Raw genomic sequence first — 13695 nt, 5'->3', positions numbered from 1 at the left:
CCCATAGCTCAACTGGATAGAGTACTTGACTACGAATCAAGCGGTTAGAGGTTCGACTCCTCTTGGGCGCACTTTATTAAACGGGAAGTAGCTCAGCTTGGTAGAGCACTTGGTTTGGGACCAAGGGGTCGCAGGTTCGAATCCTGTCTTCCCGATTGATTCAATTTATTATTCTATAATGGGGCCTTAGCTCAGCTGGGAGAGCGCCTGCTTTGCACGCAGGAGGTCAGCGGTTCGATCCCGCTAGGCTCCACTTGATTCATATTTAATCCACATTATTAGAAAGAAAATGGTAGCCTTATTATTATGGCGGCGTAGCTCAGCTGGCTAGAGCGTTCGGTTCATACCCGAGAGGTCGTGGGTTCGATTCCCTCCGCCGCTATTTTCAATCTTGGACCTTTAGCTCAGTTGGTTAGAGCAGACGGCTCATAACCGTCCGGTCGCAGGTTCGAGTCCTGCAAGGTCCACTTGTCACTTTATTATTATCATGGAGGAATACCCAAGTCTGGCTGAAGGGATCGGTCTTGAAAACCGACAGGCGGGTAATACCGCGCGGGGGTTCGAATCCCTCTTCCTCCGTTTTTTTTTCACTTGTGATATGTGGACTAAATTTAATATTATTGTCGCGGGGTGGAGCAGTCTGGTAGCTCGTCGGGCTCATAACCCGAAGGTCGTAGGTTCAAATCCTGCCCCCGCAATAGTGGTTCCGTGGTGTAGGGGTTAACATGCCTGCCTGTCACGCAGGAGATCGCGGGTTCAAATCCCGTCGGGACCGCCATTATGGCTTGGTAGCTCAGTTGGTAGAGCACTTGATTGAAGCTCAAGGTGTCGGCAGTTCGATTCTGTCCCAAGCCATTCTTTTTAAAACATTTTTGCCTTATGGCGGATATGGCGAAGTGGTTAACGCACCTGATTGTGGTTCAGGCATTCGTGGGTTCGATTCCCATTATCCGCCCTTTGTTTTTAAAACTTATTATTATGCGGGTGTAGTTTAGTGGTAAAACTACAGCCTTCCAAGCTGTTGTCGTGGGTTCGATTCCCATCACCCGCTTTTTACCATGAATCTAGTTTTACTGAGGGCCTATAGCTCAGCTGGTTAGAGCGCACGCCTGATAAGCGTGAGGTCGATGGTTCGAGTCCATTTAGGCCCATTTTATTCCACAGTAGCTCAGTTGGTAGAGCAATCGGCTGTTAACCGATCGGTCGCAGGTTCGAGTCCTGCCTGTGGAGTTATTCTTTCAAAAAGAATAGAATTTTTATATCTGGGGAAGTACTCAAGTGGCTGAAGAGGCGCCCCTGCTAAGGGTGTAGGTCGCTCGCGCGGCGCGAGGGTTCAAATCCCTCCTTCTCCGCCAGATATGGCCCGTTGGTCAAGCGGTTAAGACACCGCCCTTTCACGGCGGTAACACGGGTTCGATTCCCGTACGGGTCATCCAAAAAACAATGTCGAACTTCGACATTGTTTTTTATTTATTAAAATTTCGGAGGCTGTTTATGAGTTCTAAAGGGAAATTTTGGATATTAACAATGGTTGTTGCCATCTCTGGGTTGTCTCAAGGGGTACTATTACCGCTGATTGCTATTATTTTAGAAGGTAAGGGTGTTAGCGCTTCAATAAATGGTTTTCATGCTACAGGAATTTATTTAGGTGTTTTACTTATTTCACCATTTATTGAAGCACCATTGCATAAGTATGGTTATAAGCCGATTATATTAGTTGGTGGAGGGCTAGTTGCCATTGCAATGCTAATTTTCCCAGTCTGGTTTAATTTGTACTTTTGGTTTGTGCTACGATTATTAATTGGGGTGGGAGACCATATGTTACATTTTTCTTCACAGACGTGGATTGGAGCAATGAGTGATCCTAGTAAGCGTGGGCGGAATATGGCTCTATATGGATTATTTTTTTCATTAGGATTTGCGATAGGTCCGCAATTAGTTAACTTAGCAGAAATTAATGTGAATTTACCGTTCTTTCTTTCTGGTGTATTGGTATTGATTGCCTGGATATTTGTTTGGTTTCTTAGGAATGATTTTGTTGGAGAGAAGGCAGATATTCGAAAAATTTCTTTTTGGGGTAGTTTAAAACGATTTTCTGATGTTTTTAAACTGGCTTGGGTTGCGATGATTCCTCCATTTTTATACGGCATATTGGAGACAGGACTTAATGCAACATTTCCTATTGTAGGTTTACGTGATGGTTTAGATACGATGATGATAGCGGTAGTGATTTCATCCTTCTCAGTTGGAACGATTATTTTTCAAGTGCCGATTGGGATTATTAGTGATAAATTTGGTCGAGGTCGAATGTTACCACTTTTGACGGGAACGGGTGCTATAGTGTTTGTCTTAACAGCTTTTGTTAAAATTCCTGTAATGTATGTGATTTTTTTCTTTGTTTTGGGGATATTATTAGGATCACTTTACTCACTGGGACTATCATACATGACTGATTTGACTCCGCTTGAGTTACTTCCAGCTGGAAATATTTTGGTGGGGATGTGCTTTAGCTTAGGGAGTATTATTGGACCAAGCGCTACAGGAATTATGATTGGTGTTTTTGGAAATCAAATATTTTATTTTGTAGTTGCCGGACTCCTTCTACTTGGCTGTTTGTTGTTAGCTTTGGGAGCACATAAAGAGACAATAAAAAAGAAAATCGAAATTTAATGATTGACAGCTTTTAGTTGTAAGTGGTATGATAACTTCAATCTAATTTAAGTAATAAAAAACTAAATAAATTACTCTTATTATGAGTGGTAGAGGGACTGGCCCGTTGAAACCCAGCAACCTTTCAATTCGTTGAAAAGGTGCTAAATCCTGCGAAGTGTGATGCTTCGAGAGATAAGAGAGACTTAAAAAGTTTCATTGTATTTGTGTATCGAAACTTCCAAACCTCTCTAGTTCTCTAGGGAGGTTTTTTCGTTGGCAAAAAAATAAAGGATAGGGTGATAAGTTATGGTAAAGGCGATTAGTTCAAATTTGGGGTATCCGCGACTTGGAGAGAAGCGCGAATGGAAACGAGCGTTAGAAAAATTTTGGAATGGATTAATTACAGAGCAAGAATTACTAGCTGAAACAAAAGCTTTGAGATTACATGCGCTAAAAAAACAACAAGAAAAAGGAATTGATTTAATTCCAGTGGGTGATTTTAGTTTTTATGATCAAGTACTTGATACAAGCGTAACTTTTGGTATTATTCCAAAACGATTTCAGCATGATGGTGGAAAAGTATCACTAAATACATACTTTGATATTGCTCGTGGAAAAAGTGAGGCAGTTGCTTCCGAAATGACCAAATGGTTTAATACGAACTATCACTACATTGTACCAGAACTTGTGGATGCGACTCCTAAAGTATTGCATAATCGGGCTCTTTATTATTACGAAGAGGCAAAAAAAGAGCTTGGTATTGATGGGAAACCTGTTCTTATCGGTCCAATTACGTATTTAAAACTCGGAAAAGGTAGTAATGCAGAAAGTTTTGAAGCATTAGTGGATAAATTTATTCCAGCCTATATAGAAATTTTAACAGAACTAGAATCTGCTGGGGTCGAGTGGGTACAAATAGATGAGCCTTATTTAGCAACAAGTTTCGCTAAAGAAGAATTACAGTTATTTGAAAAAGTGTATAAGGAGTTTCAAAAAGCAACACCAAACTTAAAGATCGAGTTACAAACTTATTTTGAAAGTTTGGATTATTATGAAGAGGTAGTGAATTTACCAGTTGCAGCAGTTGGGATTGATTTTGTTCATGATCACGGGGAGTCATTAAAGGCGTTAAAAACATATGGTTTTCCAGCAGATAAGTTTCTAGCAGCAGGAGTGGTTGATGGCAGAAATGTTTGGCGAAGTAATTTAGATGAAAAGTTAGAATTATTAAGCACTATTTCCAACTATGTTACTGATGGGAAACTAATTGTTCAGCCATCTAATTCGCTATTACATGTACCAGTGACAAAATGGAGCGAACCAGAGCTAGATGAAATCATTCTTGGCGGTTTATCATTCGCTGATCAGAAATTAGATGAAGTAGTTGTTTTAACAAAAGCTTTAACATTAGGTAAAGAGCATGTGGAAACAGAACTAAAAGAAGCTCGATTGGCTGTTTTAGCTTTAAATGAATCTAGTCATCGAAATAATCTAGAAGTTCAAGCGGCAATTGCAAATTTGGAAAATATTCGAGTCGAACGAGATTTACCATTTGCTGAGCGAATTAAACTACAACATGCTTGGTTGCAATTACCATTATTTCCAACAACAACAATTGGTAGTTTTCCGCAGTCACCCGAAGTTCGTAGTACCCGTGCAGAATGGTTGAAGGGAAATATCACGGATGCAGAATATAATGCCTTTATTGAAAAGGAAACAGCTCGGTGGATTCAAATTCAAGAAGATTTAGATTTGGATGTATTAGTTCATGGCGAGTTTGAACGGACGGATATGGTAGAATATTTTGGCCAAAAATTAGCAGGTTTTCAAGCGACGAAATTTGGCTGGGTTCAATCTTACGGTTCAAGAGCAGTTCGACCACCCCTAATTTATGGCGATGTTGCTTTTACAGAAGAAATTACCGTGAAAGAAAGTGTTTATGCGCAGTCGTTAACGAAACGACCGGTGAAAGGAATGCTTACTGCACCTGTGACTATTATTAATTGGAGTTTTGTTCGGGATGATATTCCTGAAAGTACTGTCGCTAACCAAGTGGGCTTAGCTCTTCGTAAAGAAGTAGAAGCACTAGAGCGTAATGGTATTAAAGTCATTCAAGTGGATGAGCCAGCTTTACGTGAAGGATTGCCACTAAAACGTGCAAGATGGGAAAAATATTTAAATGATGCCGTTTATTCATTTAAATTAACAACCACTTCGGTTCAAAACGATACACAAATCCATACCCATATGTGTTATTCAGATTTTGACGATATTATTGAAACTATAAGTGCTTTAGATGCGGATGTTATTTCTATTGAAACATCTAGAAGTCATGGAGAAATTATTTCGACTTTTGAAGAAGTGACTTATGATAAGGAAATCGGGCTTGGCGTTTATGATATTCATAGTCCACGTGTACCAACAGTAGCAGAGATTCAAAGTAATATTCACCGCGCTTTACGTGCTATTGATGCAAAACAGTTTTGGATAAATCCTGACTGTGGTTTAAAAACGAGAAAAGAGCCGGAAACAATTGCTGCACTTCAAGATATGATTAAAGCGACAAAAGAAGTACGTGCGGAATATCAAGTATTAGAGAAATAAGGAATGGAGGAGAGGTAATATGGCAAAGCTGAAACAAGAGACAATAGCTGCGCAAATTGGAAATAGAAAGTGTGAAAGAACGGGTGCTGTCAATATGCCAGTCTACTTTTCTACAGCTTACCAGCATGCCGATCTTGGAGTATCAACGGGATATGATTATACTAGAACGGGAAACCCAACGCGAGAGGCTTTGCAAGAAGCACTTGCAGATTTAGAAAACGGAACATATGCTTTTGCAACGAGTTCGGGAATGAGCGCTATTCAATTAGTTTTCCAACTTTTTAAAACAGGGGATCATATTATTAGCTCACAAGATTTATATGGAGGAACGTTTAGATATTTTGAACAGTTTGGTGCGCAGTATAAAATTGGCTTTTCTTATTGGAATGGTGCGAATTTAACTGATTTAGAAAAATTACTTCAACCGGAAACAAAAGCGATTTTTATTGAAACACCAACTAATCCTTTGATGCAAGAAACTGATATTGAGAAAGTAGCGAATTGGGCAAAGAAATATAACTTGCTTGTTATTGTGGATAATACTTTTTATACACCAGTTATCCAACAACCTCTTAATCTTGGGGCAGATATTGTGATTCATAGTGCGACAAAATACCTTGGCGGACACAATGACGTACTAGCAGGTGCAGTTATTGTAAAAGATGATTCACTGGGAGATTTCTTCTTTCAGCAGTTAAATGCGACAGGGACAGTATTATCACCATTTGATAGTTGGCTTTTGATTCGTGGACTGAAAACGCTTGTACTACGAGTTAAACAGCATCAAAAGAATGCGCAAAAAATTGCGGCATTTTTGGAGACACATTCTCTTATTGAGGAAGTACGTTATCCTGGACGCGGTGGTATGATAAGTTTCTTTATTCGAGATGCCGCCCTTGTTTCACCACTTTTAAAACAGCTGGAGTTATTTACTTTTGCAGAGAGTTTAGGCGGGGTGGAAAGTTTGATTACATACCCAACAACTCAAACACATGCGGATATACCTATAGAGTTAAGAAATTCCTATGGTTTAACAGATAAGTTATTACGAATTTCTGTTGGAATTGAAGCAAGTGAAGATTTAATTGCGGATTTAGCACAAGCTCTAGATAAAGTGGCGGAAGAGGTGGTTTCTTATGGGGAATAAATATAATCAAGACACCACTGTTATAAAAGCGAGTTTAGGTATTGATAAAGAAACAGGTGCATTAAATACGCCTATTCATTTGTCGTCTACATTTCACCAACATGATTTTGATAACTACCATAAATATGATTATGCGAGGAGCGGCAATCCTACTAGAGATAAAGTAGAAGATGCAATTGCTTGCTTAGAAGGAGGGACAGATGGTTTTGCTTTTGCAAGTGGAATGGCTGCGGTCTCTGCGGCGCTTTTAACCCTTTCAAAAGGAGATCATTTTATTATTGCAAAAGATGTTTATGGAGGGACTTTTCGGTTTGTGGAAAAGGTTTTACCGAGATTTGGAATTACGCATACCTTTGTAGATACTACTAATATTGATGAAATTGCTAATGCGTTTCAAGCGAATACGAAATTAGTGTATCTGGAAACACCGTCCAATCCATTATTACATGTTACTGATATTCGAACTGTTGCTAAACTTGCAAAAGCGAATGGTTGCTATACTTTTGTCGATAATACATTTTTAACACCATTAATTCAAAAACCGCTTGAGTTAGGTGCGGATTTAGTAATTCATAGTGCAACTAAATTTCTTAGTGGGCATAGCGATATACTTGCAGGGCTTATCGTTACGAATAATCCTCGTTTAGCGGAGGAAGTCTATTTCTTGCAAAATTCAACAGGGGGAGTGCTTGGTGTACAAGATGCTTGGTTATTACTTCGTGGTTTGAAAACACTCTCCGTACGGATGAAAGCAGGTGTTGAAACAGCTGAAAAAATAGCATTATTTCTAAATGCGGAGCCGGGAGTTCGAGCTGTACACTATCCTGGGTTACCTACGCATGCAGGCTATGATATTCAAGTGGAGCAAGCCACAAATGGCGGGGCAGTAATCTCTTTTGACCTTGGAAGTGAAGAAGCAGTGCGGCAATTTGTTAACCAACTAGAATTACCAGTATTTTCTGTAAGTTTAGGTGCGGTGGAAAGTATTTTATCTTATCCGGCAAAAATGTCACATGCGGCTGTTCCGGAAAAAGAGCGTTTGGCACAAGGGATTACGCCCGGTTTATTACGTTTCTCAGCGGGATTAGAGAATGTGGATGATTTAATTGCTGATTTCAAACAAGCACTTTCATTTGTGAAGAAGGGAAGTGTGGCACATTGAATTTGCGAAAAGATTTAAGTGAAAAAGTACTAATTGCAGATGGGGCAATGGGGACATTACTTTATTCTTATGGGGTAGATCGTTCTTTTGAGGAGCTAAATTTATCCCATCCAGAAGATATTGTCGCAATTCATAAAGCTTATATTGGCGCAGGAGCAGATATTATTCAAACAAATACGTATGGCGCTAATTATATCAAATTAGCTAGATATGGTTTAGAAGATGAAGTGAAGCGAATTAACCAGGCAGCAATTCGGTTGGCGAAAGAAGCTGCACGTGGGACGGGTACGTATATATTTGGAACGATAGGCGGAATAAACGGTGCTACGGATGCACGACTTCCTGCAGCACCACTTGAAGAAATTAAGCGTAGTTTTCGGGAGCAGTTATATTGTTTTCTACTTGATGGGGTAGATGCGATTTTACTGGAAACCTACTATGATTTAAATGAACTAAAGACAGTTTTAAAAATTATACGAGAAACGACAGACTTACCAGTAGTAGCTAATGTTTCTATGCATGAACCTGGTTTGCTTCAAAATGGGCAAAAACTGCCAGATGCTTTAGCGGAACTAATTGCGCTCGGTGCAGATGTTGTTGGAATTAATTGCCGACTTGGACCATATCATATGGCTCGTGCTCTTGAAACAGTGCCGCTATATGAGCATGCATATCTAGCCGTTTATCCAAATGCGAGTTTGCCAGAAATGCAAGAAGGAAAAGTAGTTTATCAATCAGATACAGATTATTTTGCGCATTATGGAGAGGTTTTTAGACAAGAAGGAGCACGGATTATTGGTGGATGTTGTGGAACGACACCAGACCATATAAAAGCACTTCGAGATGGCTTAAAAACAACGAAACCTGTTTTAGAAAAGGAAGTTCGACCTATTTTAGAACTAGTACCAGAAGAAGCAGTGGATGAGGAATTAGGAGAGCGGTTATTAGATAAAGTAAAAGAGCGCTTCACTGTTTTAGTGGAACTTGATCCACCAAGAACATTTGATACAACGAAATTTTTTGAAGGAGCAAAAGCTTTAGATGAAGCAGGGGTGGATGCTATTACTATTTCAGATAATTCCCTTGCGAGTCCGCGAATCAGCAATATGGCTCTGGCTTCAATTTTAAAACATGAACACGGAATTAAACCATTAATTCATTTGACGACTAGAGATCATAATTTAGTTGGAATGCATTCTCATGTGATGGGTTTTCATAAGTTAGGTTTGCATGATGTACTAGCAATCACGGGCGATCCGACCAAAGTAGGTGATTTCCCAGGTGCTTCTTCGGTTTTTGATTTACGCTCCGTAGAATTAGTACAATTAATTAAAAAGTTTAATGACGGAATTTCCTATACTGGTAAATCTTTAAAAGAGAAAGCGCGATTTCATGTCGGAGCAGCTTTTAATCCTAATGTATTGAATTTAGAAAAAGCAGTTCGTTTGATTGAAAGAAAAGTTGAATATGGCGCGGATTATATTATTACCCAACCAATTTATGATGTAAATAAAATAAAATTACTAAAAGAAGCACTTCAAAATGCTAATATTACTGTTCCGCTTTTTATTGGTGTGATGCCACTTTTATCAAGTCGAAATGCCGAATTTCTTCATAATGAAGTTCCGGGAATTAGGCTAACAGATGAAGTTCGAGAGCGCATGCGAGAAGCAGAAGAGAAGGGAAGAGCGAATGAGGAAGGAATGGAGCTGGCCTACGAAATAATGGATTCTATCTGCGACCATTTTCAAGGAATATATATAATTACGCCATTTTTACGTTATGATTTATCAATAGAATTAGCAAAATATGCTCAAAAAAAGCAACAAGTACCAATTGTTAGTAAATAAAAACAGGTTATCATCTCATAGGGGATGATAACCTGTTTTTTACATAAATAGATTTCGTGATAATAAACTTAACAGATAAGCAATTGCAAGGGTAATTCCAAAAATAGTGAGTGCTTTTGATGTGGACTTCATGGCTGGAATCATCGTGATTGGCGACGATTTACCGATGAAGCGTTTAACTGCACGAATTGCTTCTGGCAAACTAAGTAAAATCAGCAAGGTCCACCACGGCGCATTTTGAGTAAAAATAAGAGAAATTTCAAATACATAGCTAAAAAGAAAAGCAACAGCAAAGAGGACAGTTGCCCATTTACGTCCAAGTAAGATGGCTAACGTGAGTCGACCGTTTTTCTTATCCGGGTCTAAATCGCGAATACTATTAGCGAGTAGTAAGTTACCTACAAGCACCATTATCGGGATGGAAACGTAGACGATAAATGAACTAATAAATTCTGCTTGGATATAGAAGGAAATAAAAGTAATAATTCCTCCCATAAAGAATCCTGCCATAATCTCACCAAACGGGGTGTAGGCAATTGGATACGGGCCGCCTGTGTATAAAAAACCAACGAGCATGCAAATTGCGCCGAGTAAGCCAACATACCAATTGAGTTCCATTGATAAATATACGCCACCAAGGATGGATAAAATGTATAAAAAGATTGCAAGGAATAATATAAAACCTGGTCGCATTCCATTACGAACAATCGCGCCACCGTTACCAACCGAATGTTCATCGTCTTGTCCTTTTTTATAATCAAAGTATTCATTGAATAAATTAGCTGATGTTTGGATGAAGAAACAAGCAACTAACATGACAAGAAAACGTGTAAAATGAAAACTGGTATAACTCATTGCGACACTAGTTCCGAGAAATACAGGAACAAATGAAGCAACTAGTGTATGTGGACGAAGCAAGGACCACCATTTTTGAAAACCAGTTTGTTTCGTAAGTACAGATTTTGAAGCTTTACCCATGTTTTTCTCTCCTTTTTCACTTCCATATGTTTCAGATGTCTACCATTCATTTTAGGGAAATATTAGAACCACGTCAATAATTATTGCCGAAAAGGAAGAAAAAACGCAAATCAAGCAGTTTGGCTCGGTTTTTGGTATAATAGAAGATGTGAATGTAAAAGGAGAGATAAGCATATGAATACTAAATTGCCTCTTGATTTATTTAATCAAGCGAAACGTAGCGCAAGCCAAGATGAACCTGCCCTGTTTAGCTGGGTAACAGAACTTGATGAATTAGTGTCCCCAGTGAAATTATTTAAAAAGGCGGGTACTGCTTTTAAAGGTGAACGATTTTTCTGGCAAAATCCAGAAATGACACTAACAATGACTGGCTTTGGCGTTACGAAACAATTTTTGGCAGAAAAGAAAAAAGATGCTTTTCTTGGACTGCAAGAAAAAATTGAAAAACGACTGCGTTCAAGTGTAACTAATGCAACCGTAGATGCAACAGGTCCCCTTTATTTTGGTGGTTTTGCTTTTGATCCGGAACGTGATACAGAAAAAGAATGGCAGAGTTTTAAAGACGGCTTATTTTACTTACCATTATTTATGTTGACTAATAAAGATGGCAAAAGCTATTTAACGGTTAACTTATCTATTTATTCGGATGACACGGAGAGCAAATTAGAGGCTGTCTTTAACCAATGGCAAAAAATCATTCATCAAGAAGTTAATGAGGCAGAAATGGCTTTGCTAACTGATTCTAAAGAGCTAGGTAAAGAACATTTTATGGAAACCGCAAGTGAAATTATTGATTTAATCAACCATTCAGAGGATGTAAAAAAAGTGGTCCTAGCTAGACGGATGGGGCTTCGTTTCCAGCGACAAGTAGATAGTGCCATCATTTTGGAAAATATGCTAGAAACACAAGAAAACAGTTATTTCTTTCTCATTGAAAAAGGGTCTGGTGTATTCTTTGGAGCAAGCCCAGAGAGACTAATTGCTGTAAACAAGGATACGATTTATTCTTCTTGTGTAGCTGGTTCAACAGAGCGTGGTATGACGAAAGAAGAAGATGAGGAACTTGGAAATGCATTATTAAGTGATGTAAAAAATTTACAAGAGCATTCTTATGTTGTTCAAATGATGGAAGAGACTTTAAAACCATTTACAACGGGTCTATCATTATCCAGTCAACCTGTATTATTAAAAAATCGCGATATTCAACATCTATATATGAATATTACTGCAAAGAAAAAACCGGATGTAACTATGCTTGAAATGGTAAAAGCACTCCATCCAACACCAGCGCTTGGTGGACTACCACAAAAGATGGGTCTTGCAATTATTCGAATGAAAGAAGAAATGGACCGAGGACTATACGGTGCTCCAATTGGTTGGATTGATTTGAAAGGCCAAGGGGAATTTGCTGTGGCTATTCGATCTGGTTTAATTGTGGATTCGCAAGGAATATTATTTGCTGGTTGTGGGATTGTAGGAGATTCTATACCAAAAGAAGAATTAAAAGAAACTAAAGTTAAATTTCAACCGATGTTACGCGTACTAGGAGGCATGAAGAAATGACAAACCACGAACAAGTGCTGACAGATTATTTAGCTGCTTTTATTGAAGAGCTTGTACAGGCTGGTGTGAAAGAAGCAATTATTAGCCCTGGATCACGCTCAACACCTCTTGCACTAATGATGGCAGAGCATCCGATTTTGAAAATTTACGTGGATGTTGATGAACGCTCCGCAGGCTTTTTTGCTCTTGGTCTTGCGAAAGCATCTAAACGTCCAGTTGTTCTGCTTTGTACTTCTGGAACTGCTGCAGCGAACTACTTCCCAGCTGTTGGAGAAGCGAATTTATCACAAATCCCATTAATTGTTCTTACTGCCGATCGTCCGCATGAGCTAAGAAATGTGGGGGCACCGCAAGCGATGGATCAGTTACATTTGTATGGTACACATGTAAAAGATTTTACAGATATGGCTCTACCAGAGAATAGTGAAGAAATGATTCGTTATGCAAAATGGCATGGTAGTCGTGCAGTTGATATTGCTATGAAGACTCCTCGTGGTCCCGTACACTATAATTTTCCGCTTCGAGAACCACTTGTTCCGATTTTAGAGCCGTCACCATATACTGCAACAGGGGAACAACATCATCATGTACATATTTATTATACACATGAAGTTTTAGAAGACAGTGCTATTCAAAAAATGATTCGCGAATGTACCGGAAAAAAAGGTGTCTTCGTAGTTGGACCAATTGATAAAAAGGAAATAGAACAGCCACTGGTTGATTTAGCGAAGAAACTAGGTTGGCCTATTATTGCGGATCCACTTTCAGGATTACGTTCATACGGTGCAATGGATAATGTGGTAATTGACCAATATGATGCATTTATGAAAGAAGCTAAGATTTTACCTCAGCTGACTCCAGAAGTGGTAATCCGTTTTGGAAGTATGCCAGTGTCTAAACCACTTAAAAATTGGTTAGAAGCACTGAAAAATATCCGTTTTTATGTTGTTGATCCTGGTGCTGCTTGGAAAGATCCAATTAAAGCGGTAACAGATATGATTCACTGTGATGAACGATTCTTGCTAGATGTTTTACAAAAGCATATGCCTGCTGATGTAAAAAATGTCAATTGGCTGAATAGATGGATTACGTATAATGACACTGCTCGCCAAATTGTTATGGATGAAATGGCCAATACAACCTCCTTAGAAGAAGGGAAAATTGTTGCAGAATTACGGCGATTATTACCAGATAAAGCCGGTTTATTTATCGGTAATAGTATGCCGATTCGTGATGTCGATACGTATTTTCCACAAGTTGATAAAAAAATAAAAATGCTGGCTAATCGTGGAGCAAACGGTATTGATGGGGTAGTTTCATCAGCTTTAGGCGCAAGTGTTGTTTTTCAACCGATGTTTTTACTTATTGGTGATTTATCTTTTTATCATGATATGAATGGTTTACTTATGGCGAAGAAATATAAGATGAACTTAACAATTATTATAGTTAATAATGATGGAGGAGGAATTTTCTCTTTCTTACCTCAAGCTAAAGAACCAAAATATTTTGAGACGCTTTTTGGAACTTCCACTGAATTAGATTTTCGTTTTGCAGCTGCTTTGTATGATGCTGACTATCATGAAGCAACGTCAATAGATGCTTTAGAAGAAGCAGTAGATAAAGCGAATTTCCACAAAGGTTTAGATATTATTGAAGTGAAGACGAATCGTCATGAAAATAAGGCAAATCATCAATTGCTTTGGGACAAAATTGCGACAGCTTTAAAGGCACTTGATTAA

8 protein-coding genes, 14 tRNA genes and 1 riboswitch are annotated in these 13695 nt (G+C 38.7%); of the genes, 21 read left to right on the top strand and 1 reads right to left on the bottom strand.

The features are described 5' to 3' along the window. Window positions 1-81: 81 nt before the first annotated feature. The 19 genes from HCJ45_RS02950 (at window position 82) to HCJ45_RS02860 (ending at window position 9415) form a co-directional block, all read left to right on the top strand. Window positions 82-155, top strand: a tRNA-Pro gene (locus tag HCJ45_RS02950). Window positions 156-180: 25 nt separating this feature from the next. After that, a tRNA-Ala gene (locus HCJ45_RS02945) sits at window positions 181-253 on the top strand. 55 nt (window positions 254-308) lie between these two features. Further along, window positions 309-382 (top strand) — tRNA-Met (locus HCJ45_RS02940). Between the two features lie 11 nt (window positions 383-393). Continuing rightward, a tRNA-Ile gene (locus HCJ45_RS02935) sits at window positions 394-467 on the top strand. A gap of 22 nt (window positions 468-489) precedes the next feature. Beyond that, a tRNA-Ser gene (locus tag HCJ45_RS02930) sits at window positions 490-579 on the top strand. A gap of 45 nt (window positions 580-624) precedes the next feature. Next, window positions 625-698: transfer RNA gene (locus tag HCJ45_RS02925), tRNA-Met, on the top strand. Window positions 699-702: 4 nt separating this feature from the next. Continuing rightward, a tRNA-Asp gene (locus HCJ45_RS02920) sits at window positions 703-778 on the top strand. Window positions 779-782: 4 nt separating this feature from the next. Then, window positions 783-855: transfer RNA gene (locus HCJ45_RS02915), tRNA-Phe, on the top strand. A gap of 27 nt (window positions 856-882) precedes the next feature. After that, a tRNA-His gene (locus HCJ45_RS02910) sits at window positions 883-955 on the top strand. A gap of 25 nt (window positions 956-980) precedes the next feature. After that, window positions 981-1051: transfer RNA gene (locus tag HCJ45_RS02905), tRNA-Gly, on the top strand. Between the two features lie 26 nt (window positions 1052-1077). Next, window positions 1078-1151 (top strand) — tRNA-Ile (locus HCJ45_RS02900). Window positions 1152-1157: 6 nt separating this feature from the next. Continuing rightward, window positions 1158-1230 (top strand) — tRNA-Asn (locus HCJ45_RS02895). Between the two features lie 34 nt (window positions 1231-1264). Then, a tRNA-Ser gene (locus HCJ45_RS02890) sits at window positions 1265-1355 on the top strand. A 5-nt stretch (window positions 1356-1360) separates the two neighbouring features. After that, window positions 1361-1432: transfer RNA gene (locus HCJ45_RS02885), tRNA-Glu, on the top strand. Between the two features lie 62 nt (window positions 1433-1494). Then, window positions 1495-2670 carry an MFS transporter gene (locus HCJ45_RS02880; RefSeq protein WP_187123944.1) on the top strand — a complete coding sequence of 392 codons (1176 nt, stop codon included), beginning with the start codon at window positions 1495-1497 and terminating at the stop codon, window positions 2668-2670. A 74-nt stretch (window positions 2671-2744) separates the two neighbouring features. Continuing rightward, window positions 2745-2851, top strand: a riboswitch (SAM riboswitch). Window positions 2852-2958: 107 nt separating this feature from the next. Next, window positions 2959-5256: a 5-methyltetrahydropteroyltriglutamate--homocysteine S-methyltransferase gene (metE, locus tag HCJ45_RS02875; protein ID WP_187123943.1), complete on the top strand. Its 2298-nt coding sequence runs from the start codon at window positions 2959-2961 to the stop codon at window positions 5254-5256. Between the two features lie 19 nt (window positions 5257-5275). Further along, window positions 5276-6403: an aminotransferase class I/II-fold pyridoxal phosphate-dependent enzyme gene (locus tag HCJ45_RS02870; protein WP_187123942.1), complete on the top strand. Its 1128-nt coding sequence runs from the start codon at window positions 5276-5278 to the stop codon at window positions 6401-6403. Beyond that, the gene (metC, locus tag HCJ45_RS02865) at window positions 6393-7565 is read left to right on the top strand and encodes a cystathionine beta-lyase (RefSeq protein ID WP_187123941.1); all 1173 of its coding nucleotides are present in this window, start codon (window positions 6393-6395) and stop codon (window positions 7563-7565) included. The genes HCJ45_RS02870 and metC overlap by 11 nt, the downstream gene beginning before the upstream one ends. Next, window positions 7562-9415: a bifunctional homocysteine S-methyltransferase/methylenetetrahydrofolate reductase gene (locus HCJ45_RS02860; RefSeq protein ID WP_187123940.1), complete on the top strand. Its 1854-nt coding sequence runs from the start codon at window positions 7562-7564 to the stop codon at window positions 9413-9415. The genes metC and HCJ45_RS02860 overlap by 4 nt, the downstream gene beginning before the upstream one ends. Before the next feature lie 39 nt (window positions 9416-9454). On the opposite strand, the gene HCJ45_RS02855 is transcribed toward HCJ45_RS02860, so the two are convergent. Further along, complete coding sequence (locus HCJ45_RS02855; RefSeq protein WP_185395531.1) at window positions 9455-10393, bottom strand: 1,4-dihydroxy-2-naphthoate polyprenyltransferase; 939 nt, start codon at window positions 10391-10393, stop codon at window positions 9455-9457. A gap of 174 nt (window positions 10394-10567) precedes the next feature. On the opposite strand from HCJ45_RS02855, the gene HCJ45_RS02850 reads away from it, so the two are divergent. Both HCJ45_RS02850 and menD read left to right on the top strand, forming a co-directional pair. Continuing rightward, window positions 10568-11956: an isochorismate synthase gene (locus HCJ45_RS02850; RefSeq protein ID WP_185395532.1), complete on the top strand. Its 1389-nt coding sequence runs from the start codon at window positions 10568-10570 to the stop codon at window positions 11954-11956. Next, the gene (gene menD / locus HCJ45_RS02845) at window positions 11953-13695 is read left to right on the top strand and encodes a 2-succinyl-5-enolpyruvyl-6-hydroxy-3-cyclohexene-1-carboxylic-acid synthase (protein WP_185395533.1); all 1743 of its coding nucleotides are present in this window, start codon (window positions 11953-11955) and stop codon (window positions 13693-13695) included. The genes HCJ45_RS02850 and menD overlap by 4 nt, the downstream gene beginning before the upstream one ends.

This window comes from Listeria immobilis (genome assembly GCF_014322845.1).
GTDB lineage: Bacteria > Bacillota > Bacilli > Lactobacillales > Listeriaceae > Listeria > Listeria immobilis.
Note: the sequence above shows the minus strand (reverse complement) of the source record. Positions and strands in the feature narration are given on the sequence as shown.